Source organism: Amycolatopsis sp. cmx-4-61 (genome assembly GCF_046548775.1).
Taxonomy (GTDB): domain Bacteria; phylum Actinomycetota; class Actinomycetes; order Mycobacteriales; family Pseudonocardiaceae; genus Amycolatopsis.
The window spans coordinates 614,781-638,901 of record NZ_JAEBEI010000002.1 but is presented as its reverse complement, the minus strand read 5'-3'; the positions used below and the strand labels follow the sequence as shown (position 1 = coordinate 638,901).

Below are 24,121 nucleotides of genomic sequence, written 5' to 3'. Positions count from 1 at the left end.
CTCAGCCCTCCAGCGCCACGAGGTGCTCCGCGACCGCGCCGGCGCCGGCGCCCTCGAGCCGGCCGGCGAGGCGTCCGTCGCGCAGGAACACCACGGCGTCGGCCCGCGCGGCCGCGGCGGGATCGTGGGTCACCATCAGGATGCTCTGGCCGACGGCGGTCATCGCGCGCATCAGGTCGAGCACCCGGTCGCCGGCGCGGGTGTCGAGGGCGCCGGTCGGTTCGTCGGCGAACAGGATCTCGGGCCGGGTGATCATCGCGCGGGCGATCGCCACCCGCTGCTGCTGCCCACCGGACAGCTCGCGCGGCCGGTGCCGGGCGCGCTCGGCGAGCCCGACGGCGGCGAGGGTGTCCGTGACCTCGGTGCCGGACGGCTCGCGGCCCGCGAGCCGCAGGGGCAGGGCCACGTTCTCGGCCGCGGTGAGCGACCCGATGAGGTTGAACGACTGGAACACGAACCCGATTCGGGTGCGCCGCAACGCCGTCAGCTCGTCGTCACCGGCGGCCGTGATGTCGGTGTCACCCAGCCGGATCCGGCCGCTGTCGGCGCGCTCCAACCCGGCCGCGAGGTGCAGCAGGGTCGACTTGCCGGACCCCGAGGGGCCCATCACGGCCGTCCAGCTGCCACGCGGGAAGCCGATGGTCACGTCGTCGACCGCGCGGACCGCGGCCGGTCCGGTGCCGTAGGTGCGGCTGACACCTTCGAGTGCGACAGCCGCGGTGGTGGGCGTCGCCAGAGACGTCACGGTGCGGGTTCCTCTCGGTCAAGATGTTGACGTGTCCTCAAACTAACCGCGGATTGTGGATGCGTCAACAAAGCGGTCACAACGACGACGGCGTGAACGGCGCCCAGCGGTGCACCTCGAAGGCGTTCCCGGCGCGCCTGATCTCGGCCGCGCCCGCGCCGGGGAAGTGGGCCGGGATCACCAGCGCGTTCCGGTCGGCCGCCTCGGCGAGCACGCGCATCCGCGACCCGGCCGCCTCGGCCTGGTTCTCGCTGAGGCAGGTGTCGCAGCCGGGGTGCGCGAACTGCGCGGGCGTGTGCACGACGTCGCCGACGAAGAACGCCCGGTCGGTGCCCGACTCCAGGCGCACGATGGCCGACCCGGGGGTGTGGCCGGGCGCGAGTTCGAGGCTGAGGTTGCCGTCGACCCGGTGGGTCCGGCCCTCCCACAGCAGGGTCTGCCCGGCTTCGTGCACCGGGTCGATGCTGTCCTCGAACGTGTTCCCGTTCGCCAGCCGGGAGTTGATGCCGTTGACCGACCCGTGCTTGGGGATGTCGTGGCGCGGGTTCCAGTACTCGAAGTCGGGGCGGGCGATGAGGTAGGTGGCGTTCGGGAACGTCGGCACCCAGGCGCGGTCGACGAGGCGGGTGTTCCACCCGACGTGATCGGCGTGGATGTGCGTGTTGACCACGAGATCGACGTCCTGCGGGCGGACGCCGGCCGTGGCCAGGCGGCCGAGGAAGTCCTCGTCGCGGTGCCGCCACGGCGGCATGTACGGCCGTTCCTTGTGGTTGCCCACCCCCGTGTCGACGAGGATGACCTTCCCCTCGCTGCGCAGCACCCAGGTCTGCACGGCCGCCAGGTAGTCGTCGGTGGCGGGGTTCCAGAAGTGGGGCGTGAGCCGGTCGTCCGTGCGCCAGGGGTGCCGGTCGAGGTCCGGGAACAGCACGGGCATCGGGGCGATCGGGCCCTGCCACTCCACGACGCGGGTGATCTCGACGTCGCCGAGGTTGATGGTGTCCATACCTGCACGGTAGGGCGGTTCAGGAGCACGATCGATAATCAGGAGTGCTGTCTGCATACGCGATCGTCTTCGACGGCGTACATTGAGTGCCGTGGACGTACTCAGCGACGTGATCGGCGCCGTCCGGACGGGACGGCCCTTCGCGAACCGGGAGGACCGCCAGGGCACGTGGCGGACCGACTTCGCAGCCTTCGCCGGGATCGGGTTCCACCTCGTCCTCGAAGGAAGCTGCCGCATGGTGGCTCCCGGCACGGCACCGCTTGTCCTGCACGCCGGCGACGTGGTGCTCACCCCGCGCGGAACCGCCCACGCCCTCACCGACACCGGCCTCGACGAACCCACTCAACTGCTGTGCGGCGCCTACCAGCTCGATCGGACCCGGTCGCACCCGCTGCTCACCGACCTGCCCGAGGTCATCCACCTGCGGGCGCGGGCGGGTGGCCACCCCGCGGTGGCCGCGGTGGTCGGCCTGCTCGGCGGTGAGCTGACCTCGCCCGGTCTCGGCGCGGACGCCGCGATCCCGTCGTTGCTGGACCTTTTGCTGCTGTTCCTGCTGCGCGAGTGGCTGACCGAGGAGCCGGACCGCGATGCGTCCGGGTGGTGCGCGGCCCTGACCGATCCGGTGGCCGGCGCCGCTCTGCGCTGCATCCACGCCGACCCGGTGCGGCCGTGGACCGTGGAGGAGCTGGGCGCCAGGGCGGGGCTGTCCCGCGCGGCGTTCTCCCGCAGGTTCACCGCACTGGTCGGGCAGCCGCCGATGGCGTACCTGACGTACTGGCGCCTCACCGTCGCGGCGCGTCTGCTGCGCGAGACCGACCTTGCCCTGCCGTCGGTCGCCCAGCGCTGCGGGTACACATCGCCGTTCGCCTTCGCGACGGCCTTCAAGCGTGAACACGGTGTCTCGCCGGGCCGGTATCGTAGCCGCCACCAGGCCGACGACGACATCCAGGAGTGGTCCGGTTCTGCTCGCTGATTCGTGGCGGACTTTCCTCAGGGCGGGGCAAGACGACCACCGTGCGGATCCTGTCCACCCTCATCCACGCCGACGGCGGGCAGGTCCCTGCCGCGGGACCCGCGTGGCGGCCAAGTCGGACGGGGTCCGCGCGGCGATCGGGGGCACCGGGCAGTTCTCGGCGGTCGACAACCTGCTGCCCGGCGAGGAGAACGTGCTGCTGATGCGGGCAGCCGACGGCGGGCTACCGGCCGGCACCGGCTTTCGTCATCGACCTGGTTCGCCTACGCAGCCTGCGGATCAGGATCGCGGCTTACGGGGCGGCCTCGAGTCGCTGACCGTGCCGCGACGAGTGAAACACGAGTCGCGGGGCATGCCCGCGGCATGGCGACCCCGCCGTTCGGGCCGGGATCCAGAAACGGGATCGGGTCGCTCGGAGTTCCGACAACGTGTTGGTCGAGGTCAGCGACGGTGATTCGGTTGTGGGCGCGGTTCGAGTGGTCGCGTTCCGGTATGGGTTGCGGCTGGTGGGACAGCTGTCCTTGGACTGGGGTGTCCGCACCGATAGCCGTGGCAAGGTCGTGTGGGCGCTGGTGCCTGTGAAGGTGTCCCCCGTCGGGATGTAGGGCAGGGGTTCAGTTCACGTATTGACGTTCACGTCCTGGGGGATTGGTCTCTGCCAGGGGCTGTGACCGGCGCGGACCTTGAACCCACACGCCGCTCCACGCTGCCCGGCTGCTCAGATTCCTTGCGTTCGGCGGTAAACGGTCGGCGTCGCCACGAAGACCTGCAACGGCACCGCCAATGGCAAGGACGACACGCACTGACCGCCACTACGCCACCAAAGGGACCCACCCGCTGGCTCGCTGACGCAACCCACCCGGGTGTGCGGCCGCCGGATATCCGCGATCGACGACCCAACCCAAGGATGATCTCGGGCCTTGCCGCAGCTCGGCGGGCCATCGCGTTGAGCGTGCCGAGCACGGCTAACACGCTCAACGCGATGGCTGATGATTGGCGGCGAAGCTTGGCGAGGTGATGAATCTGTGAAAACCGGCCGGACGCCGGGTGAAAATAGAGATCCGGCGCGATCGGAGCGTGCAGCATCCCTGCGGCAACTCGCGGAGCCGCTCGAGCCCCGCACCGAAATCCTTGGGCCGCGGGCCTTCTCCTTGCCGGCCCCTTTCTGCAGCGGTTCTCCCGGCAGTTCGATCCACCGCGTGCGAGTCTGGCGCTCCCGCCGTCGGATTAGGCGCCCTCACCGCGGGGCCGGAAGTTCTCTTCAGCCATTGGCCCGACCCCCGCCCGCAGGGTGCGACGAGCGTGGGCCGCGTTCTCTGCAGCAGGCCATCCACACGATTCGTCGTCCTCGCAATCCTAAGTCGACAGATTCTCGCACGCTCGGCTTGGTGGTGGCGCACGAAGGATCGACGCGGCGCTGCACTAGGGCTGGAAGAGTACTTCCGGATTGTTCAGCGAGGGGCCGTCCAGCAGCGGACGGTGGATCCCCTTCAGCGTCTGGTCGAAGAAGGCTGTCACGTACTCGCGGGTGATCACCACCCCGCGTTCCGGGGAGAGAGGCGGCCCCGGGAACCCGGCCTCCTCCTGAAGCAGGTCCAGGTCGGCGAAGCTGAAGTGGTCGGCGCCGGCGACCGTCAGCCACTTCTTGTAGCCGCCGAGGGTGGCCCAGGTCTGCGCCCACGTCGTGTCGTAGCCGCCGGGGGAGTGGCTGTCGGTTACGCCCAGCATGAGGAGCGGCCGGTCGATCTGGCCGGGCGTCGGGGCCGGGTGGAACTTGCCGTCCATGTTCACTCCGGCCCGTACTCGCGGGTCGGCGATCATCGTGGCGGCGGCCGCCGCTCCGCCGAGGGAGTGTCCGGCCATGCCGATGTCGTGCTTGTCGATGAGGTGGGCCAGGCGCCACGCGGTATTGCCGTGCGTCAACTGGTCGATCACGAAGGACACGTCGAGCGCGCGGCTGGCGGCGACGGAGTCGAGGTCGAGCGTCGGGTCATCGCAGATCGCGCACGTCGGCGTCCGGCCGTTCGCCAGCGTCTCGCCGCTGTCCTCGTAGGTGTGGCCGACGAGCGCGACGACGTAGCCGTGACTGGCCAGGTCGGTCGCGAGCGAGGTGAGCGTCATGCGCGGGTCCTCGGCCGCGGGTGAGAGGACCACCAGCGGGTACTTGCCCCGCTGCGGCCGCGCGCCGTCGAAGGCGTGAGTGGTGACGCTGGAAAGGTTCTCTGCGGTGACGCCGGAGCTCGCCGGCAACTTCCGGCGCTGGATGATTCCGGCAGCCTCGGCGAGGGTCATGTAGGGGGCCGGAGTCCCGGTCCCGAGGACGGCCGGGTAGACCATCGTGACGGTCAGTTGGCGGGGGCCGGATGAGGGCACCCACGGGTCGGGACGGCTCGCGTCGGTGAGGTGGATGACGTCCTCGCCGGCGGCGTCGGGGCCGGTCGGCGCGGGGAGCGTGCCTTGAAAAGACCGCGTGGGCGCGGTGGTCGTGGCCGCTGCGGTGTCGATTGCGTGCGTGGCCGACGGTGTGGTCGTAGCGGCGAACCCGGCGCCGGTTCCGGCGATCAGGGCGGCGAGCGCCAGCACCGCGACAGCGCTGATACGGCGATTGCGTTTCATGGGGTCGACGCTAGGTTCCGCGTGAGGACGGTGCCATGAACCCTGTACCCGATCTCATGGTGAACCTAGTGCCCCAGCAGTGGCTCCGATCTTGGGCTGTGGGCGGGTAAGCCGGGCCGGGTGGAACAGGCAGTATGCCCCGGTGAGCATCGTCATCGAGTGCCCTGCAGCACCGGACGCCGAAGCTGCCACTGCTGTCGCGGAGGGTGTCCGACGGGGTCTTCGAGTGGCCGCACCCATCTCACGCCACCACTCCAGCAAGACCACGAACTGCGGCTGGAGCATTAGGACGTCCGCGCGGCGGCTGGGCGAGCACGACCAGGGCCGCCGCGCCGCCACCGGCGCGGCCAGTCCGGGCACCAGCAACCGCACCGCGTCGCCGCTCATCCGGCCACCTCGATCAGCCGCCGACCGGCGTTGCGGCTCGCCGCTGGCGAGGGTGCCGCGCGGTCTGTCACGCCGAGTCTCGTTGGAGACCTTGCGGGTCCTCGCACGGTGGAGCCGGCCACATCACCGTGGAGCTGCGTGACGAGGACGGCGCACTCGTCGCGACGGTCGCCGACGACGCGCACGGCACCAGGCGCCTCGGTATCCAGCGCAGGGTCGCCGCGTTCGACGGCACGACGAAGATCATCAGTTCACCAGGCGGGCCCACCGCGATCAGAGCGGACATTCCCGCTGGACTGCGAGACGGACTTACCTGACGGATGCGGTGGCGCCAGCCTTTCGACGGCTCTCACTGCCACGGCCGACGGGTAGCTCATCGCGTCGGAACCGCCCAGGGGGCACGCCGAACGCTCGGCGAAAGGCGTTGGCGAAGGCGAACTCGGATCGGTAGCCGACCTGACGCGCGATGAGGGCGAGGGGATCATCGGTTTCCCGCAGCAGTTGGGCGGCCCTGCCCAGCCTCCAGTTCGTCAGGTAGAGCAGCGGGGGCTGTCCGACCATGGAGGTGAACCTCCGGGTGAATGCGGTTCGGGAAAGGCCAACTGCCTCACCGAGCTCCTGCACTGTCCACTTGCGACTGCATTCCCGGTGCATGTGCTGAAGTGCCTCGGTGATCGCGGGATCAGCCAAGGCGGCCCACCAGCCGGTGCTGGCTGTGCGCTCGGATTCCTCCTGCAACCAGGCGCGGAGCGTGTAGATCATCACCAGGTCGATGAGCGCGGGCACCGCCGCGTCAGCGCCGGGGAGTGCGTCCACGACATCGGCGGCCAGGAGATCGACCGCCGCGCGTAACGCCGGGTGCCGGCCGGCGCGCGCCGGCACGTGGACGACGTCCGGCAGCGCCCGCAGGAACGGGTGCAGCGGTCGGAGCAGCAACTCGTAGGCGCCGCAGACCATGTCTGCGTGCGCCGCCGCGGAGTCGATCGGCCCTTCCGGTCGCAGGTCGGCTCCCGAGGGGAGCTTCGACTCCCTCGGCAGGTCGGCCAGCGGCCGATCCGGTCGCTCGCACAACCCGTGCCGAGTGCCGTGCGGTAGGAGCACCACGTCGCCTGGACTGAGCGCCAACGGCGTCCGACCGGGCAACATAAGCCAACACGCACCGCGCAGCAGCACGTGGAAGCCAGCGCCGGTGAAGTCGTCGAAGCTCCGTCCCCAAGCGCCGCTGCCGAAGGTGTGACAGAACGTCGGCCGCCCGGCCCGGATGCTGCCGATCACATCACTGAACACGTCCACACCGGCAGCGTAGACACAATCGCGCATGAATGCGGCACGCACACGCATGGCATGTGCTGCTCCAAGCCTCATACGGTGATGTTGCGATCCAATCAACGCAGACTCACCGAGGGACACACTGATCATGAAGGCTGTTGTCGTGAAGGCGTTCGGAGGTACGGAGAACCTTGTCCTCGCAGACCTCCCCGATCCCCGGCCGCGTCCGGGAGAGGTGCTGGTCGAAGTCAAGGCGGCCGGTGTGGGGCACGTCGACGTCATGTCCCGTCGAGGTGAGCTCGGTGGTTCCTTCTCTCCGGGCTTCGTGCCAGGCCTCGAGGTGGCCGGTGTCGTCGTCGAGACCGGTGAGGACGTCGACGACGCGTGGGTCGGCCGCCGCGTCTACGCGATGCTGGACCGGACCGGTGGTGGCTATGCCGGCCTGGTCACGGCAGACGTCGAGGCTGTCGTCGCCCTTCCCGACCAGGTCGGTGAAGCGGAAGCGGTTGCGCTCGGTTTCAACGCGGTGACGGCTCTGATGTCGTTCGAACGTGCCGAGGTGCGCAAAGCAGACAAGGCTTTGGTCCGTGGTGCCGGTGGTGGAGTCGGGCTCATGGCGACCCTGCTGGGTATCCACCTCGGGGCCGCCGTGACGGCAGTGACCAGCTCCGCTCTTCGTGGTGAACGGCTGGCAGCGCTGGGGGCGTCGACTGTCGTGAACCGTTTTGCAGTTGCCCAAGCGTACGAGGAGTACGACATCATCATCGACCCGGTCGGCGGCCCGGAGTTCGATCGCTTCCTGGAGAAGCTGGCTCCCAACGGCCGGTACGTGCTGTGCGGAGGAGTGGCGGGTTTCCCCACACCGGACTTCGGCTCGACCTTGCTCGGCCGGTTCACGGCATCCCCGACCCTGCTCATGCTCAGTCTCTCCTCGATCAGCCGTGCGGAGCTCCGCGCACGCATGGAGAGGCTTCTGGAACTCGTCGCCGGCAAAACCGTCGCCAGTCTGATCGATGAAGCGTTCCCTCTCGCAGCTGCGGCGCACGCGCATGACAAGCTCGAGTCCGGTGCCGCCTTCGGCAAGGTCGTGCTCGTTCCCTGAAACCGATGCCGCAGTTTGCCGCATTCGCCGGCTCACGCGAGAGCACCCCGGGGTGAACGGCACCGAAGGACGTGTCCGCACCGCGAGGACGCTCTTCGGTTGTCTTGCTGCATTGCGGCGACGGGCCTTTCTCGTGGCGCCCCCGACAGCGGTGGCGGATGGTGCCGAGGTCTCGGAGGGAACTCGTCCCGATGGTTCGACAACCCACGGTCGGCACTCGAACAACGGCACGGACCAGAATGACGATGAGGAGCTTCTGGGCACCACCGCGGTTGGATGTCGTCGTTGTGAGGCGTTGGGGGAGGAGGCAGGCGGTGCAGGGTCCGGACTTGGCGGCCGTCGAGGTGAGGACCGATCGGTTCGTGCTGCGACCGTGGCGGGAGAGCGACCTGGATGTGCTGGCGCAGGCGGCGACCGATCCCCACATCACATCGATCACGACGGTTCCGGCCACGTACACGACCGATGCGGGATACGCCTTCCTCCGCCGGATGACGGAACTGTCCGCCGGCGGTGTCACGGTGCCACGAGCGATCGCGGAGCAGGCTACCGGCTCAGTCGTCGGACATATCAGCCTCCGCCTGCGCGACCTCGACCTCGGCCGGGTCGGGCTCGGCTATTGGGTCCTGCCGTCGGCGCGCGGGCGAGGCGTGGCCGGCGAGTCCGTGGCCGGGCTCGCCGACTGGGCGTTGCACAGGCTCGGTTGCTGGCGCGTCGAGCTGTGTATCGCGCCGTGGAACGAACCGTCGAAGCGGGTGGCGCGCAGTGCGGGGTTCGTTCGGGAAGGGCTGCTGCGCAGCTGGCAAGTCATGGGCGGGCGACGCTCCGACGTGGAAATGTTCTCCCGCATCCGCCCGCCTGCACCCGAGCCGGACGACGACTGATCGGGATCGCGCGGACGCGGCATGTCGACCACCCGCTCCTGGAACTCCAGCCGACGCTCCGGCGCGCACCGCGGGAGCCGCTGGTCGGCCCCGTGGCATCGGCGCCGCGGCGCGAAAGGTACAGCCTGCGCTACCAGGATCCACCCGCAGCCTGGATCGCTCCGGGCCGCCGGCGAGATTACCGTTCCCCCTGGGAATCAACGAATAGGACCTAGGGTTTATTTCAATGTCAATCCATAATGTACAAGCTGATGGATTTTCTGGTGCCGGCGTTGTCACGCCTGTGTCGGCCGTGCGGGTTCAGGGCCTGAGGAAGGTCTACGGCACAGATCGGCAGGCGGTGACCGCCCTCGCCGGCGTCGACGCGGTGTTCGAGCGGGGAACGTTCACCGCGGTGATGGGGCCGTCCGGTTCGGGCAAGAGCACGTTGCTGCAGACCGCGGCGGGCTTGGACCGGCCGACCGGCGGCCAGGTGTGGGTTGGTGACACGGAATTGTCGCCGCTGTCGGAGACGGATCTGACGAAGCTGCGGCGGTCGAAGATCGGGTTCGTGTTCCAGGCGTTCAACCTCATCGGAGCGTTGACCGTGCAGGAGAACATCGGGTTGCCGTTGCAACTGTCGGGGAAACGCGCCGACGCCGCATGGGTGCGGCAGGTCGTTGATCGGGTCGGGTTGACCGAACGGCTGTCGCACCGGCCGTCGGAGCTGTCCGGCGGTCAGCAGCAGCGGGTCGCGATCGCCCGGGCGTTGGCGACGCGTCCGGACGTCATCTTCTGTGACGAACCGACCGGTGCGCTGGACACCCAGACCGCGGCCGAGGTGCTGGGCCTGCTGCGCTCGGTGGTGGACGAGGCGGGGCAGACGGTGATCATGGTGACGCACGACCCGGTGGCGGCCTCGTACGCGGATCGGGTGATGGTGCTGGCCGACGGCCGGATCGTGCACGACATGCCGCAGCCGGGTGCGGAGCGCATCGCCGAGCACCTGGCGTTGCTGGGCCGCCGTCAGCGCGCGACGCAGGAGCGCTGAGCGATGCTGAAGCTGGCCGCGAAGATGCTGCGCCACCGCAAGGGCAGCGCCGTTTCCACCTTTCTGGCCTTGACGGCCGGAGTGGTGATCTTGATGTCGGTGGGACTGCTCGTGGAGTCCGGCCTGCGGTTCGAGGCCGCGCCGCAGCGCTACGCCGCCGCGGACGTCGTCGTCGCCCATCGCGACATCACGGTCACGGCACCGGGCGGCGAGGAGAAGGTCGCCGTGCAACTGCCCGAGGGCGGGACCGTCCCGGCCTCGATGGTCGAACGGCTCCGACGGGTGCCGGGAGTGACCGTCGCCGTCGCCGACACGTCGGTGACGGCGATCCTGCCGAACGGCGCGGCCACCGGGCACGGGTGGAGCAGCACGGTTCTCACCCCCTACCGGCTGGCCAAGGGTGCCCAGCCGAAGAGCGACGAGGAGGTCGCGCTGGACGAACGCCTGGCCGGCTCGCTGGCGCCCGGCGACGAGGTCCCGATCCTGGTGGGTGGCACGGCACACGTGTACCGGGTCAGCGGGCTCGTGCGCAACGCCGGTCCCCGGCCGGGTACCGGCGCGTCGCCCGCGGTGTTCTTCACCGACGCGCACGCGGCGGCCGTGTACCCGCGGCAGGGCCAAGTCGACGCTGTCGGCGTCATCGCCGGGCCGGGTGTCTCCAGCGCCGCCCTGGCCGCCGACGTGCGCAGGGTGGCCACCGAGGCCGGCGCCAAGGCCTATGCCGGCGCCGAGCGCGGGCTGCTGGAACAGTCCGCGGACCAGGCGGCCGCCAGCCTGCTGATCCAGCTCGGCGCCGTCTTCGGCGGATACGTGGCACTGCTGGTGATGTCCGTCGTGGCCGGGACCATCGGCCTCGCGGTCCGGCACCGGCGGCGCGACCTCGCCCTGCTCCGCGCCGTCGCCGCCACCCCCGGCCAGATCGCCCGGTTGATCCTCGCCGAGGTGGGGCTGCTCAGTCTGCTGTCGGTCGTGATCGGTGTGCCCTCGGGCTGGTTCGCCACCCAATGGCTGCGCCGGGAACTGGTCGACCACGCGTTCATCCCGGACACGTTCCCGTTCAGCGGCGGTGCGCTGACCGCGGTGGCCGTGGTGGTGGCGACCGTGGCGGTGGCGGTGGGTGCGGCGCTGATCGCCGCCCGCCGGACGGTGCTGATCCGCCCGACGGAGGCGCTGGGCGAAATAGCCGTGGAATCCGGCCGGAACAGCAGGATTCGCCTGTTTTTCGGGTTCGTCGCCCTGGCCGGTGGCGTCCTCATGACCACGCTCACCACCACGCTGAAGGGCAACGCTGCCCTCGGCACCTCGATGGGCCTGCTGTTCTTGCTCGTCGCCGCGGTCGCCCTGCTCGCCCCGTGGATCAACCGGGCGGCCGCCCGGCTTCTCGGCCCGGTGCTGCGTGCGGCGTGGGGCGACAGCGGCTACCTCGCCGCGGCGAACCTGCGCGCCAACGCCCAGGGCATGGTCACCGTGCTGACCGCTCTGGTGCTGTCGGTCGGCTTCGGTGGCTCGATCTGGTTCCTCCAGGACAACGTGCAACGACAGACCGTCACCCAGAACCACGACGGGATGCTCGCCCAGCAGGCCGTGCTCTCCGCCACCGGTCTGCCTGACACCGCCCTCACCGAAATACGGAAGATCCCTGGCGTGGTGGCCGCCACCGGAGTGCGGAGCACCTCGATCATTCCCGTCGGGGGCGAGGACGCCGCGGGGGTGCAGGCGATCGATCCGGACGGCGCCGAGCGCACCATGGACCTCCAGGTGCGCAGCGGCAGCCTGGCCGACCTGCGCGGGCCCGCCATGGCGGTGTCGACCCTGCAAGCGGAGTCGAACAGCTGGAAGGTCGGCGATCAGGCCAAGGTGTGGCTCGGCGACGGCGCACCGGCCACCCTGCGCGTCGTCGCGATCTACGACCGGGGCATGGGCTTCGGCGACGTGACCGTCGCCAAGGACGTCGTCGTCGGGCACACGGCCGCCACCGGCTACGAGCGGATCCTGGTCCGCACCGCACCGGGCACCGACACCACCACCGCCCTGGCCGACGTCACCGGCCGGTACCCCGGCAGCACCGTGATGAGCACGGTCGACCTCACCGGCCGGGTCGCCGACGACGTGGCGCTGGGCGCCTGGCTGAACAAGCTGCTGATCGGCATCATGGTCGGCTACGCCGCCTTGGCCGCCGCCAACACCATGGTCATGGCCGCCCTCGCCCGGGGCCGGGAACTGGCTCTCCTGCGTTTGGTCGGCGTCACTCGCAAGCAGGTCAAACGCATGGTTCACGCGGAGCAGAGCGGGCTGCTCGGCGTTTCCCTGCTGATCGGCGGAGCCATCGCCGCGCTGACCCTGGTGTCGGTGGTGCGCGCCATGACCGGGCAGAGCATTCCGTACGTCCCCACGCTGGGCTGGGTGACCATCGTCGGCGGCACGACGCTGCTCGCGCTGTTCACCACGATCCTGCCCATCGCACGACTGCTCCGCGTCCCCCCGATCGCCGGCATCGGCGTCAAGGAGTAACCGGTCTCTCGGGACACGGCGTCCCGATCCGGCCCAAGGGCAACCGGAGGGCGTCCGCACGACGGGGACGCCCTCCGGTTGCCGTCGTCCAGCGTCCGGCAGGAGAGAACGCCAATGACAGTTCGGTCCGCTGCGAACACGACGTTCGACTTTCGGACGACCGTACCAGGCCGTGCAGTTACCGGCGATTTTGTCGCCCCCGAGCCGGCGCAGATGAGCTGGTCGCGGTGGTCGAGAATTGCATAGCCACGGTTATCACCCGCCGCTGCGTCACCGAGGCGCGCAGTTGAAGGCAATGCTCTCCTCTCACCGCTCGCGGAATCGACGCCTCGAGTTCCTCGCCGAAGGCCTGAATACAGGCTCAGAACCGACAGGTACCTCGTCCCGGCCTGATCCGGCGGATGGGCCCGGACGCGCCGCCCGAGCTGTCCTGAAAACGGCGATGCGGCCCCAGCCGCCGGGAAAAGGCGTGGGTCAGCGCTCAGCGGTGACTACTGCCGCGAGTCCAGAGTGGATGCTCTGACCAGCACAGCGACACGCAGGTGGGCTGAGCCAGCTGGAAGCTCGGTGAGTGAGGGAGGAGTTCCTCGAATCGCCGTCTTCTTGCCAGCGGCGAGGCCAACCGCCCGGCGGTCACCTATCGTCGCAGCGGGGAGGTGAACTATGCCGCGGAAGACCGGCGTTACGACCTGGCGTGGCTACTTCACGGAGCGGCTGCGCGCGGGCGTCACCGCGGTCGAACACATCGTCGGCGGCCTTGGCACCTCGCTGCTGGCTTTCGTGGCCCTGGTGTGGCTGGCCATGGTGGCCGCCGCCAGCCTGCTCGGCGTCGGCCTGCTGCTGGCGTCGACCGTGTTCCGGGTGAACCGCGCAGTGGCCAACCGGGAGCGGGCCCGGCTGACCCGCTGGGGGCCGGCCGTGATCGGGCCGCCGCCGCTGCCGGCGACCATCCGGGAAGCGCTCCGAGACCCCGAGGTCCGCCGTGAGCTGGCCTGGGTGAGCGTGCACGGCACGGTGGGCCTGTTGCTCAGTATCGCCGGGTTCCTCTTGCCGGTGTACGCGATCCAGAATGGCACATTCCCTCTCTGGTACTGGGCGATCGACCCGGACGCCGGCGGTCCGGGCTTCATCGGGTGGCGGATCGACGGGTTCGCCGACGCGCTGGGAGTATGGCTGGTCGGCGTGGGGTTCGCGGCCGTCCTCATCGGCCTGGGCCCCGGCATCGCCAAGCTCCAGGCGCTGCCCGGACGCAGGCTGCTCACCCCGGCAGGCGACGCCGACTTATCGCTGCGCGTGGCCGAGCTGACCGCCACGCGCGCCGCGGCCCTCGACGCGCACACCGCCGAGCTCCGCCGCATCGAGCGGTCACTGCATGACGGCACCCAAAATCGGCTGGTCGCGGTCAACGTGCTGATCGGGGCCGCGCGCCGGGCGGCGGACCGCAATCCGGCCGCGGTCGCGGACATCCTGGAACGCGCACAGGAGGCCACCGAGCAGGCCCTCGCCGAGTTGCGGGCGGTGGTCCGGGGCATCCTGCCGCCGGTGCTCGACGACCGGGGCCTCGGCGCGGCGCTCGCCGGGCTCGCGGGCACGTGCGCCGTGCCGTGCGAGCTGCAGGTGGATGTGCCCGGCCGGTGCGCGGTGTCCGTCGAGGCGACCGCGTACTTCCTGGTCGCCGAGGCACTGACCAACGTCGTCAAGCACAGTGGCGCGGCCTCAGCCGCGGTCACGGTGCGGCGTGAGCAGGACCGGCTGCACTTACGGATCACCGACGACGGGTGCGGCGGCGCGGATGAGAAGGGCGGTTCCGGGCTCCGCGGCATTCGCCGGCGTATCGAGGCTTACGATGGCCGCTTCGTGCTCACCAGTCCGCCGGGTGGGCCGACGACAATGGACGTGGAGCTGCCGTGCGGATCGTGATCGCCGAGGACGAGTCCCTGCTGCGCGAAGGGCTGGCGCTGCTGCTGCGCGCCGAAGGCCTCGATGTGGTCGCCACGACCAACGGCCCCGGCACATTTCTCGCCGCCGTCGACGAGCACCGGCCGGACGTCGCGATCGTCGACGTACGCATGCCGCCCACACACACCGACGAGGGGATCGTCGCCGCCGTCGAGGCCCGGCGCCGACAACCGGGCCTGGCCGTGCTCGTGCTCTCCGCGTACGTCGAACAGGCATTCGCCACTGAACTGCTGACACACGGTTCTGCGCGGCTCGGTTACATGCTCAAGGAACGCGTCGGCCGGGTGGAGGAGTTCCTCGCCGCGCTGCACCGAGTCGCCGATGGCGGCACGGCCGTCGACGCCGAGGTGATCGGCCAGCTGCTCGCCCGGTCCCGGCCGGACAGCACGCTGGCCCTGCTCAGCCCCCGCGAACTCGACGTGCTCGCCCTGATGGCCGAGGGCCTCGGCAACACGGCAATCGCCGAAAAGCTCTTCATCACCGAAGGTGCCGTCCACAAGCACATCCGCAGGATCTTCGCCAAGCTCGGGCTCACCCCGGAGGACCGGACCGACCGCCGGGTCGCCGCCGTGTTGCGTTACCTGGAAGCGTCGCGGTAATCCGGGCATTACTCCCGAGTGGGTAGCGCGCGTATTCACCGGTGCGCCGATCAGACCAGTTTTCCGGTGTGGACAGCCGGCGAATGGCAGGCCTGCGACGACGTGCCAGGCGACTGGCGGAGCTTGCTGACACCGGGGCTGCGGCTCCGGGAGCCACTCCTTGACCAGGCCCGGCTCGTCGGGTCCGGCCGCCGCACCGTCTGCCGGAGGCCTTTCGAACTCGCCCCGACAAGACGCCGACGACGCCACATCACCTCGTTTGTCCAGCAGGCTGGATGGATAACTCTGGTGGAGATGCGCAGACTCAAGCGGTCCGACGTCACAGTACCGACGTATTGCCGGAGCATAGGAGCTGTCTGCCTTGTTCACCTCTCCACCTCGACAGGATCGGCCTACGTCCTCGCGGCGTCGTCGTGTGGTCACCGTGACGGCGGCCGCGGTGGTCGCTGTGGGCGGTCTCGCGTTCGCCGGCCCGATTCCGACCGCGCAGGCCGAGACTCACGGCGACGCGATCCAGCAGCGCATGGACAAGCTCGTCGGTGTCGACAGGCACCCGGGGGCACTGGCCGCTGTCCGGGACCGTCGCGGCTCGACCCGCTCCTACACGGCCGGGATCGGTGACCTGCGGACCAGCGCGAACGTGCCGGCGAACGGCCGGGTACGGATCGGCAGTGCCAGTAAGATGTTCGCCTCCGTCGTCGTGCTGCAGCTCGTCGGGGAGGGCAAGGTGGAGCTCGACGCATCGATCGAGACCTACCTGCCGGGACTGGTGCGGGGCAGGGGCATCGACGCCGGCAAGATCACGGTTCGCCAACTGCTGCAGCACAACAGCGGCCTGCCCGACTACACCGATTCGATGTTCAAGACCATGGGCGATTTTTTTCCGTACCAGCACGTCTACCTCGAGCCTCGCGAACTGGTGGATCTGGCCAACGCCGCCGAGGGCAGGCCTTCCGGCGGCGGCTGGTCCTACAGCAACACGAACTACGTCCTGGCCGGTCTGATCGCCCAGCGGGTCACCGGTCGTCCGTTCAACGAACTGGTCACCACCCGGGTCATCCAGCGGATCGGCCTGCGGGACACGTACGTGCCCGGGGTCGGCGAAGAGGGAATCCGTGGCCCGCACCCCAGCGGTTACCAGCGCGATCCAGCGACCGAAAAGCTCGTCGACTTCACGCAGATGGACCCGAGCTGGGGCTGGGGCGCCGGCCAGCTCATCTCCACGCCGGGTGACATCAACTCGTTCCTGCGCGCGCTGCTGGACGGGAAGCTGCTCAAGCCGGCCCAGTTGGCCCAGATGCGTTCCACCATCCCGACGGACCCGCAACTGGGCCGGGGCTATGGGCTCGGCCTGTTCAGCATCTCGTTGAGCTGCGGCGGTGTCGCGTGGGGTCATCGCGGCGACATCCCGGGCTTCTCGACCGCCGACGGAGCCACCGATGACGGTCGCGCGGCGACCGTCGTGGTCACCTCGTTGACCGGGTCGGTGAACGACCAGTCCGTCGATGCGGAACGGGCGGCACTCGTCGACGCCGCGCTGTGCGCGAAGTGACACCCGGCTGAGGGAAACCGGCGCGCACGCCTGAAAGCACACGACGGCAGGACCCGAGGCACGAGCTGAGTACGCTCTGAACCCGGGGCCTGCCGTCGTGTCTCCGGTGAAGCCCGGTCGACCGGGCGCCGGTGCGCGGTAGTGCTGGCTGTACCAGTTCTGGGCAGTACACGGGATCGTCAGCGCTGGGGGCAGTGGCAAGACTGGGCGAGTCAGTGTGACATGTCCGATCTAGGAGTCTCTCGTGTGGAATGTTTTCAGCCGTCCGGCGCACCGGACCCGGGCCGGTGTGGCCGTGGCGGCGGTCGTGATGGCCGCTGCCGGTCTTGCGGTCACGGGTGTGTCGTCGGCGGGTGTGGTGGAGGGTAGAGGTCGAGACAAGGCGCTGCAGTCCAGTCTGGACGCGTTGGTCAGTGACGGGCAGATCCCCGGGGCACTGATGTCGATCCGGAGCCGGGATGGGCGGGTGACCAACTACACCGCCGGGGTCGGCGACATCCGGACGAAGTCGCCGGTGCCGTCGGACGGTTACGTTCGGATCGCCAGCAACACGAAGATGTACACCGCTGTAGTGATCATGCAGTTGGTGGGCGAGGGCAAGCTCGCGTTGGACGACACGGTGGAGAAGTTCCTGCCGGGTGTGGTGCGGGGAACCGGTGCCGGTGCCGGGATCGATGGCCGGAACATCACGATCGAGCAGCTGCTGCAGCACACCAGTGGGATCGACAACTACACGTTGCTGTCCGGGGGAATCCTGCCGATCAAGGACCGGTTCTTCGAACCCCGGGAACTGCTGGACTCGGCGTTGGCCCAGCCGCCGACGTTCCCCCCGGGGACGGACAGGGTGTGGTCGTACAGCAACCCCGGTTACGTGCTTCTCGGTCTCGTGGCGCAGAAGGTGACGGGGCGGCCCTTCGCCGAAGTGGTCACCGACCGGATCATCAACCGGATCGGGCTCACGGAGACCTACTACCCGGGCCCCGGTGAGCGCGGTATCCGTGAACCGCACCCCCAGGGTTACCTGTTGCTCAGAGACGCCAGCGACAAGCTGATCGACGGCAAGCTGATCGACATCACCCGGTTCGACCCCTCGATCGCCGGTGCCGCGGGGCAGCTGATCGCCACCCCGAGTGACGTGAACAAATTCCTGGTTGCGCTGCAGGACGGTCGGTTGGTCAAGCCCGCCCTGCTGGCGAAGATGCGCAAGACGGTGGAGGCGCCGGGCCTTCCTGCGGGATGGCGCTACGGTTTGGGCACTATCGAGTTCAAGCTCAGCTGCGGGATCACCGCCTACGGTCACGGCGGCGACGCCGATGGCTTCCAGAGCCGCGCCGCGATCACTACTGACGGCCGAGCGGTCACGATCGCCGCGACGAACGACGACAAGTTTCTCCTGGACGGAGTTCTGGCCCTTTTCGACAAGGCCCTGTGCGCCGCCAAATAGCGGCCCAGCGACTTGATTCTCCCTCACGGGCCGGTGCGGTGGCCATACCACTACACCGGCCCGTCAGCGTCGAACGCCCCGCACGCGCGGCCGTCGCCCATGGAGTGGGCGGCCTGGGCCGACAATGCCCGCGCGGTCCCCGCGAATAGAGATTCCTCCGCGGACGAACCGGCTACACCGGCGTCCGGCCGGTGCACCGCCCCGCCGGCGCCGGCGCGCTGGAACGCCGCGACGAGAACGTCCAAAGCGAGCACTGGCCGCAGGTCTGCCGGGTCCGTCAAGCCGTCCCACCGCCGCAGGGTCTCCAGCGCGGCTTCCGTGGTCTGACGGCAGAAGTAGAGGCAACGGGCTCCGATCGGTGGTCTTGCCGTCGTTCAGGGCGGCCAATGCCGTCAGGAGGCTGCTTCGCGGCACGTCGAAGACCGGCCGGCCGGGTTCGTCGTGAGAGGCCCGCGCGTCAAGATCGACGAGGAAGGCCCTCCACAAATCCTCGTAGGGAGCCATCGCGACGTGCTCCTTGGCGGAGAACGTCCGCTTGGAGACTTCGACCGCTTCGCGAAGGTCGTCGAGGGTCACCCGGTCGAAACCGTGCCGGCCGTACAGGTCCAGCGCGGCCTCGATCAACGCCTCCCTGCTGCGCCACTTCTTCCGCTCGCGCAAAGGCAGGCGCACGACGGAGAAGGGTCCGGCCACATCGGTCTCGAAGCTGCCGGGATCATCGAAGGAGCTGCCGCGGACGGTTCCGGTCCTGTGGTCGGCACTCCCGTCCTCACACTCGGCTACGGCGGCGCAATTGCATGCGGTGAACATCGGGTGGATGCGGGAGAACATTCCCGCGTCGCCCGCCCATGACATCTTGATGGGCACGCAAGCGACGACGAACTCGATCGGCTGCCACCAGGTGACGTCCAGCCACCCCAGTGAGTCGGGAACAGCGGGAGGTGCCACATGCCCCCAACGGGCCGAGGACGACGGTGCCGGTCGTGGCGTCGTGCCGGCGTTGCAGCCGGGCAGCGCGAAGTCCCGCCAGCCAGGCTCTTCGGCGACCGCGGTGGTGAAGAACTGGGCGACGAGAATCGGCACGTACGCGATCAAGATGGCGGCGCTCGGCGTCCGCGTGTCGTTCACGGCGCCCGGCAGAGCCAGGGTCGAGAGCAGGTGATGGCCGGCACGGCGGTGAGGATTCCGGCGTACCGGTGCCAGTTGACCCGCCACCGGAAGAGCCGGCCCGCCCAGTGGTGCAGCCCGGCTCGGCCGCCGGCGGTGCGGTCACGATGAACGCGGCCGTGACTGGGACGAGGTAGGCCCCGGGCAGGACACCGGGTATGTGGTCGGAGCCGAGCACGACGGGGACACGCAGCCCGATCACCCCGAGACCGTTCTGGGACAGGATGTCCGGCAACCACCCGAGCCCGGCTGAGCCCGTTGGCGAGCACGAAGAAAGTGATCAGGGCGTGGCCGCGGACGAAGGCGCGGATGCCGGTCGGGGGACACTCCTGGAACCTCGTTGAAGAAAAGTGACGAGAATCGATCCCGGTCGTGCACGAAGCGGAACAGCACATCAGCCGAGAGCGCCGCGCACACTCCCGCAGCCGCCCCTTCCGAGGTACGGCAGGCACTACTTCCTCAGGCCGGGGAAGAGCCGCACAAGGCGCGGTATCGCAGGGCCCACCACACCTCGAACATGACTTCGGTGTCTTGGAGGTCTGCTTCGGTCAGCGCGGTGAAGCGCTCGAGCCGGTATCGAAGGGTGTTGACGTGGACGGACAGCGCAGCGGCGGCTTCGGGAATCGACCGTCGCTTGGACAGATACGTCTCGACGCTGGCGAGCAAGGCCTCGCCGATGCCGCTTTCCGCCTCGACCGGTTCGACGTAGCGGGCGTGAAGGTATCGGCCCAGCTCCAGTTCGTTCGCCACCGCCAGTCTCAGCGCCATCCGTGGTCGGTCCACGATTCCGCGGCGGCCGAACCTGGCGGCCGCCGCGAGCAGTTGCGTGGCCTCGGCGAATCCGGCGCGCAACCGCGACAGGGGAATCGGGCCGGCCTGGCCGATCGTGACGTCGTCGGTCAGGCCGCCGGTGAGGGGCCCGGAAAGCACGGCCGCAACGTCCCCGCCGTAGGTGCCGACCAAAACCGTGTCCTGCGCACCGGCCGCACGTTCCAGCAGGTCGGCGAGGGCGAACGGGTCGGTGCTCACGGACCGGGCCCGCAAGACGCAGTAGCGCTCGTCGGCGGCGAGCCCGAACCCGGCCCCGGCCGCGACCACCTGGTCGGTCGTCAGCATCCCCTCCAGCAACCGGCCGAGCAGCGTCGTCCGCTGCTGCCGGCGGCTGCGGGTCAAGCCGAGTTCGGACTTGCGGTGACCGGCGAGCAACTCGGTGCTGTAGTGATCGCCGAGCTGCCAGATCCGCTGGGTACCGAGCAGCACGGCGTCGGACGGCGTTTCCTCAACCCGGGCGATCCGGAGGAATTCGTCGCGCAGCAACGCTGTGCAGCTGCGGTAAGCGGCCAGGACGTCCGCGGCGGGTATGCCCTGTAGCGCCCGGCGACGCCCGGTCTCCTGCTCATCCTCGGCCACACTGGGCGACAAGGGGTCCTCGCCGCGGAGGGCGGCAACCACGCGGACCACGTTACGGTGCGCCGACGGACGAATCTCCGCATGGGGAGTCCCGCCGTACGAGCCGATCTCATCGGTCACTCGCAGTTGCGCGGCCACCAGTTCCTCGGCCTGTTCCAGCAACCGTTTGGCCACCAACGCGAGTTGGTCCTCACGCGGGTCGAACATTGCCTGACTCCTCACCTTGCCCAGCGGGTCGGCACCTGGCTGCGGCCGCCGGTCCGGGCGACGCCCAGGGAACCTCGCCGGGGAGCGTTCACGACGCGGACCAGCACATCAGCCAACAGCGCCAGCGCACATTCCCGCAGCCACCCGTCGGGGGGTACAGCAGGCACTACTTCCTACAAGTTTTTGTGCGGATCTCCGATTCCACAGCGACCGATGTCGTAGCGCCGTACGTAGTCCTCTTGTCGAATCTTTCACTACGATATTGGTGTCGGCAAATTCGCCGAAGTTTCCTTTCAAGGAAAAGTTCGTACCGCGGAGGTTCGCATGTCCGGAAAGTTCACATCCATCGCCAGAAGGTCGACGTTGACCGGGCTGGCAATCGCCGCGATGACCGCGGCGATTCCGGCCGGCGCCGCGTCGGCCATGAACGGGGTTTCCTGCAACAGCGCCGATTTCGTGCGCGTCAGGGTGCATCCCAGCAACTTCCCCACTCGAACTCTGTGTTTCGCGAACGCGGGAGCGATGAGCATCGAGACCCTGCTCAAGAACCCCGTCTGGATCACCGAGCTGTGGACGGGGAACAACCGCGTCCAGTGGCACGGCGACGGGCGGTGGCAGCCGGAGACGCCGATCGCCAAGCGGACCGCGTTCACGTGGCCGAACCACCCCGGGGGAGTGAAGATCGACCAGATCCGGATCCTCTGAGAGACGCTCGGGACAAGTCGGTTCTGACTTTTTCGTGGCGACACACGAACACTGATCCGGCCGCGTGTGCGGTGTGCGCCGCACACGCGGCCGGCCTGTTGGTCGCCGGGTCGACTACACGGACACAGGTGTGTCCACACGACTGCTCGGCGCACACCGCCAAGTAGAGCCAGCACTGCGTCTCAGCCGGTTGTCCTGTAAGCGGCGAGAACGGATGCAGAGCCCGGAACGGTAGGCCGGGTGCAGCGGCGGGGCCATCACCTCGCCGCCCGCGTTCCCGTTGACGACGACCTGCGAAGCCGGAACCAACGTCCGCTCCCCGCCGACCAACGAGGTACCCGCGACCCGCTGGACCGGCAGGTCCCGGGGGTGAACGGCAGAAACGGGAACCCAGGGTGCTCGTGCTGCGTCGGGGAGAACAAGGCGCGTTCGTCCGGGTCGACGGCGGCATAACCACGGTCACGCAACTCATCGTTCCTGGCATAGGTGAGTACGGAGTGGTCTATCACGTTGCCGCAGTGGCGCTCGATGGACTCGCCCACTGCTCCCGCCGCGGCTGTGGCGGTGTTGCGGTTTGGGCTACTCGCATGGCTGGGTGATGAGGGCAGTAGCGCTCGGCCGGTGGTGGAGGGATTGAGCTGGGTCGCGGGTATCGGCGGTCTACTGTCGCAGTGGCTGCGTTGTGGTCGCTGAGCGGCGAGGGCACGCCGCTGCCGCGAAGGTCTCGGTTGTCACCAAGTCGTTCTGTCACAGACTGCTTCGGATCAAGGCGTGATCGTCAACGGTGGTGTGTCGGGTGGCTCTGGTTCGGGGCTGACCGTGAGAGTGAACTTCGGACAGGTGGGTGGTGCGCCGCCGGCCCCTCCGTCGCCGGTGCGGGGCTAATTCGCGGCAACCGAGGCCACCGCGCCGATGGAACTGCACCGCTGGGCCTGCATGATCAACCCAACCTCGCGCAGCACGGAGAACGCTCCCGTGGCGTTGATCGCCATCACCCGGGCGAACTCGGCGGTCGGCGTCGTCAGGAGGTCGGGTACGGCGCCGAGCAGGTCGGCGGCATGCACGAGGAAGTCGTTCGCTCCGAACTCCGCCCGGCTCCCGGTCACTGTGGCCTGCACAGCCAACTCGTCGGTGATGTTGATGGCCGAAGCCGTCGGCTCCACCTCGCCTGCAGTTTCGCCACATGTTGGGATGCCTGCCTCATATTTGCCCCCTGAGGAGCTCGTCGGCGCAGGTCAGCCGAGTATGTGATGAACTACTGGGACATTCGATACCGGATCCAGCTCGTCGGCCGGCTCGGCACGGGGCCAGTTCGTGACCGTGCAGACCGCCGCCGGGCGGCTCCCGCATCACAGCCGGACGGGTCAAGGTCGGGCTGAGTCTTGCGGTGCCGTCGCGAGGAAGTGAAGCGAGTGTGGACCGCTCGTCGTGATGGGAGCGGTCCGTAAGTTGCCTGGCCCGATGATGATCGGAGAACCGGATCACGGGTAGGCGGTGTTCCCCGCGTCGCCTGTATAACGCCCTATGCGGCGACGGATGACGTGCACAAAACCCGCCACAAGTTCCGCCGCACTCGAGGAGTGCATGCACTGCTGCTCTGTCCCGGTGCTGGCATTCGGCGGTTTCTTGTTCATTGGAGAACGCCGCAACGAGTCCCTCATTTAGCTGATTGCCCACCACGTCACGTCTTCGACGCTGGACGCGACTTCGCTGAGAAGTTCCCGACTCGATGGCCGACGTGATCCTGTCGTCCTGGCCGCACGCCTGATGCCGGCAGGCAAACGTGGGGGAGGGCGCCGATGGCGGTCGCGGTGGGGGAGTGAGACCGGGAACGTTCCCCGTGGTGACGGGGAACGTTGGTCGGCTGCCCGGCGCGGTCATCTTGATCTGCTGCTCGTCGTCGAGCTCCAGGACGAACGGGTCAGCCTTGGCTTCGGCTATGTAGCGCGCCCGGACCGGGGACGGGTGGGCGGCTGCTGCGCGTCCTCGGGGTCGAGGGTGTAGCCGTGACCGAGAGTCAGGTGGTGACTCGGCGTCGCCGTCGGTCTGGTAGCGCCTGCCGGACGGTGGACGACGGAACGGTCCGGCTGCGCCAGGACACGCGGCTGTTGGACTGCCTGTACCCGGCCGCGGTGGCGGGGTACATGCTGGCGTTCACGTACGTGCACCGCTTCCGCGATGGCAGCCAGACGCTGACGTGGAACCGGATCCCATCGACGTTGCCGGCGACGACGGCGTTGGTTTGCACGGGCGGTACGGCGTCTTGGCGTGGCAGGGAACGGCTTCGGGCGCACCGACGGAGCTGTGCGTCCCGGCGGGTATGAACGCGACGGTGGTGACGGACGTGGCGTCGGTGACCCGGGTGGGGACCGGTGCAGTTGGGCTACGCCGGGCCTGCACTTCGCGGTGATCGCGGAACCGGCCACGCCGCCGACAGCGGCGCAGCTGACGGCGGTGCGCGCGGAACTGGGCCGGGGCGGCCGGTTCCGGATTCGGGACAAAAAGCTGACAAATTCACCGCGCGTCATTCCCGTCGCCCGGATGTCCCATTTCGAGTC

The 24,121-nt window shown here is 69.1% G+C and carries 20 protein-coding genes and 1 pseudogene; 12 read left to right on the top strand and 9 right to left on the bottom strand.

Annotation, left to right across the window (positions count from 1 at the left end):
* Position 1: 1 nt before the first annotated feature.
* Both ACLJOU_RS11475 and ACLJOU_RS11470 read right to left on the bottom strand, forming a co-directional pair.
* The gene (locus ACLJOU_RS11475) at positions 2–736 is read right to left on the bottom strand and encodes an ABC transporter ATP-binding protein (protein ID WP_410566705.1); all 735 of its coding nucleotides are present in this window, start codon (positions 734–736) and stop codon (positions 2–4) included.
* Between the two features lie 85 nt (positions 737–821).
* Entirely contained in the window at positions 822–1,748 is a 927-nt protein-coding gene (locus tag ACLJOU_RS11470; protein ID WP_410566274.1) for an MBL fold metallo-hydrolase, read from the bottom strand.
* A gap of 91 nt (positions 1,749–1,839) precedes the next feature.
* Between ACLJOU_RS11470 and ACLJOU_RS11465 the strand changes: the two genes are divergently transcribed.
* Together ACLJOU_RS11465 and ACLJOU_RS11460 are read left to right on the top strand one after the other, a co-directional pair.
* A complete protein-coding gene (locus ACLJOU_RS11465; RefSeq protein WP_410566271.1) occupies positions 1,840–2,721 on the top strand; it encodes an AraC family transcriptional regulator in 882 nt (293 codons plus the stop codon).
* Positions 2,722–2,738: 17 nt separating this feature from the next.
* A pseudogene (locus ACLJOU_RS11460) lies at positions 2,739–2,926 on the top strand (ABC transporter); the annotation flags it as partial.
* Between the two features lie 1,217 nt (positions 2,927–4,143).
* On the opposite strand, the gene ACLJOU_RS11455 reads toward ACLJOU_RS11460, so the two are convergent.
* Positions 4,144–5,337: an alpha/beta hydrolase family protein gene (locus ACLJOU_RS11455; protein ID WP_410566268.1), complete on the bottom strand. Its 1,194-nt coding sequence runs from the start codon at positions 5,335–5,337 to the stop codon at positions 4,144–4,146.
* Between the two features lie 515 nt (positions 5,338–5,852).
* On the opposite strand from ACLJOU_RS11455, the gene ACLJOU_RS11450 reads away from it, so the two are divergent.
* A complete protein-coding gene (locus tag ACLJOU_RS11450) occupies positions 5,853–6,041 on the top strand; it encodes a hypothetical protein (RefSeq protein WP_410566265.1) in 189 nt (62 codons plus the stop codon).
* Here ACLJOU_RS11450 and ACLJOU_RS11445 read toward each other — a convergent pair.
* Positions 6,034–7,017 (bottom strand): AraC family transcriptional regulator, encoded by a 984-nt coding sequence (locus ACLJOU_RS11445; RefSeq protein ID WP_410566262.1) that lies wholly within the window; start codon positions 7,015–7,017, stop codon positions 6,034–6,036. The genes ACLJOU_RS11450 and ACLJOU_RS11445 overlap by 8 nt on opposite strands.
* Positions 7,018–7,141: 124 nt before the next feature.
* Here ACLJOU_RS11445 and ACLJOU_RS11440 point away from each other — a divergent pair, with 124 nt between their 5' ends.
* From ACLJOU_RS11440 to ACLJOU_RS11405, 8 genes are all read left to right on the top strand, one after another.
* Positions 7,142–8,095: a quinone oxidoreductase family protein gene (locus ACLJOU_RS11440; protein WP_410566259.1), complete on the top strand. Its 954-nt coding sequence runs from the start codon at positions 7,142–7,144 to the stop codon at positions 8,093–8,095.
* A 329-nt stretch (positions 8,096–8,424) separates the two neighbouring features.
* The gene (locus ACLJOU_RS11435; protein WP_410566256.1) at positions 8,425–8,979 is read left to right on the top strand and encodes a GNAT family N-acetyltransferase; all 555 of its coding nucleotides are present in this window, start codon (positions 8,425–8,427) and stop codon (positions 8,977–8,979) included.
* Between the two features lie 226 nt (positions 8,980–9,205).
* Positions 9,206–10,009 (top strand): ABC transporter ATP-binding protein, encoded by an 804-nt coding sequence (locus ACLJOU_RS11430; protein WP_410566254.1) that lies wholly within the window; start codon positions 9,206–9,208, stop codon positions 10,007–10,009.
* Positions 10,010–10,012: 3 nt separating this feature from the next.
* On the top strand, positions 10,013–12,520 hold the full coding sequence (locus ACLJOU_RS11425; protein WP_410566251.1) for an ABC transporter permease: 2,508 nt from the start codon (positions 10,013–10,015) through the stop codon (positions 12,518–12,520).
* A gap of 663 nt (positions 12,521–13,183) precedes the next feature.
* Positions 13,184–14,440 carry a sensor histidine kinase gene (locus tag ACLJOU_RS11420; RefSeq protein ID WP_410566248.1) on the top strand — a complete coding sequence of 419 codons (1,257 nt, stop codon included), beginning with the start codon at positions 13,184–13,186 and terminating at the stop codon, positions 14,438–14,440.
* Complete coding sequence (locus tag ACLJOU_RS11415) at positions 14,428–15,078, top strand: response regulator (protein ID WP_410566245.1); 651 nt, start codon at positions 14,428–14,430, stop codon at positions 15,076–15,078. Before ACLJOU_RS11420 ends, ACLJOU_RS11415 begins: the two co-directional genes overlap by 13 nt.
* Before the next feature lie 424 nt (positions 15,079–15,502).
* The gene (locus tag ACLJOU_RS11410) at positions 15,503–16,630 is read left to right on the top strand and encodes a serine hydrolase domain-containing protein (protein WP_410566242.1); all 1,128 of its coding nucleotides are present in this window, start codon (positions 15,503–15,505) and stop codon (positions 16,628–16,630) included.
* Positions 16,631–16,874: 244 nt separating this feature from the next.
* On the top strand, positions 16,875–18,074 hold the full coding sequence (locus ACLJOU_RS11405) for a serine hydrolase domain-containing protein (RefSeq protein ID WP_410566239.1): 1,200 nt from the start codon (positions 16,875–16,877) through the stop codon (positions 18,072–18,074).
* Positions 18,075–18,137: 63 nt separating this feature from the next.
* On the opposite strand, the gene ACLJOU_RS11400 is transcribed toward ACLJOU_RS11405, so the two are convergent.
* From ACLJOU_RS11400 to ACLJOU_RS11390, 3 genes are all read right to left on the bottom strand, one after another.
* Positions 18,138–19,202 carry a TetR/AcrR family transcriptional regulator gene (locus ACLJOU_RS11400; RefSeq protein ID WP_410566236.1) on the bottom strand — a complete coding sequence of 355 codons (1,065 nt, stop codon included), beginning with the start codon at positions 19,200–19,202 and terminating at the stop codon, positions 18,138–18,140.
* A gap of 498 nt (positions 19,203–19,700) precedes the next feature.
* Positions 19,701–20,858, bottom strand: coding sequence for a helix-turn-helix domain-containing protein (locus ACLJOU_RS11395; RefSeq protein WP_410566233.1), 1,158 nt, complete (start codon positions 20,856–20,858; stop codon positions 19,701–19,703).
* A gap of 293 nt (positions 20,859–21,151) precedes the next feature.
* Positions 21,152–21,349 carry a hypothetical protein gene (locus ACLJOU_RS11390; RefSeq protein WP_410566230.1) on the bottom strand — a complete coding sequence of 66 codons (198 nt, stop codon included), beginning with the start codon at positions 21,347–21,349 and terminating at the stop codon, positions 21,152–21,154.
* Between the two features lie 31 nt (positions 21,350–21,380).
* Between ACLJOU_RS11390 and ACLJOU_RS11385 the strand changes: the two genes are divergently transcribed.
* Positions 21,381–21,563, top strand: a complete 183-nt coding sequence (locus tag ACLJOU_RS11385) for a hypothetical protein (protein WP_410566227.1) — start codon at positions 21,381–21,383, stop codon at positions 21,561–21,563.
* A gap of 257 nt (positions 21,564–21,820) precedes the next feature.
* On the opposite strand, the gene ACLJOU_RS11380 is transcribed toward ACLJOU_RS11385, so the two are convergent.
* Both ACLJOU_RS11380 and ACLJOU_RS11375 read right to left on the bottom strand, forming a co-directional pair.
* Positions 21,821–22,171 (bottom strand): YcaO-like family protein, encoded by a 351-nt coding sequence (locus ACLJOU_RS11380; RefSeq protein ID WP_410566703.1) that lies wholly within the window; start codon positions 22,169–22,171, stop codon positions 21,821–21,823.
* Positions 22,172–22,444: 273 nt separating this feature from the next.
* Positions 22,445–22,756 (bottom strand): SDR family oxidoreductase, encoded by a 312-nt coding sequence (locus tag ACLJOU_RS11375; RefSeq protein WP_410566702.1) that lies wholly within the window; start codon positions 22,754–22,756, stop codon positions 22,445–22,447.
* Between the last annotated feature and the right edge of the window lie 1,365 nt (positions 22,757–24,121).

Bases quoted from the DNA above. Each gene is read 5' to 3' on its own strand.
- ACLJOU_RS11470 (WP_410566274.1), bottom strand. From the start codon at position 1,748: ATGGACACCATCAACCTCGGCGACGTCGAGATCACCCGCGTCGTGGAG.
- ACLJOU_RS11455 (WP_410566268.1), bottom strand. From the start codon at position 5,337: ATGAAACGCAATCGCCGTATCAGCGCTGTCGCGGTGCTGGCGCTCGCC.
- ACLJOU_RS11440 (WP_410566259.1), top strand. From the start codon at position 7,142: ATGAAGGCTGTTGTCGTGAAGGCGTTCGGAGGTACGGAGAACCTTGTC.
- ACLJOU_RS11430 (WP_410566254.1), top strand. From the start codon at position 9,206: ATGTCAATCCATAATGTACAAGCTGATGGATTTTCTGGTGCCGGCGTT.
- ACLJOU_RS11425 (WP_410566251.1), top strand. From the start codon at position 10,013: ATGCTGAAGCTGGCCGCGAAGATGCTGCGCCACCGCAAGGGCAGCGCC.
- ACLJOU_RS11420 (WP_410566248.1), top strand. From the start codon at position 13,184: ATGCCGCGGAAGACCGGCGTTACGACCTGGCGTGGCTACTTCACGGAG.
- ACLJOU_RS11395 (WP_410566233.1), bottom strand. From the start codon at position 20,858: ATGTTCGACCCGCGTGAGGACCAACTCGCGTTGGTGGCCAAACGGTTG.
- ACLJOU_RS11385 (WP_410566227.1), top strand. From the start codon at position 21,381: ATGAGCATCGAGACCCTGCTCAAGAACCCCGTCTGGATCACCGAGCTG.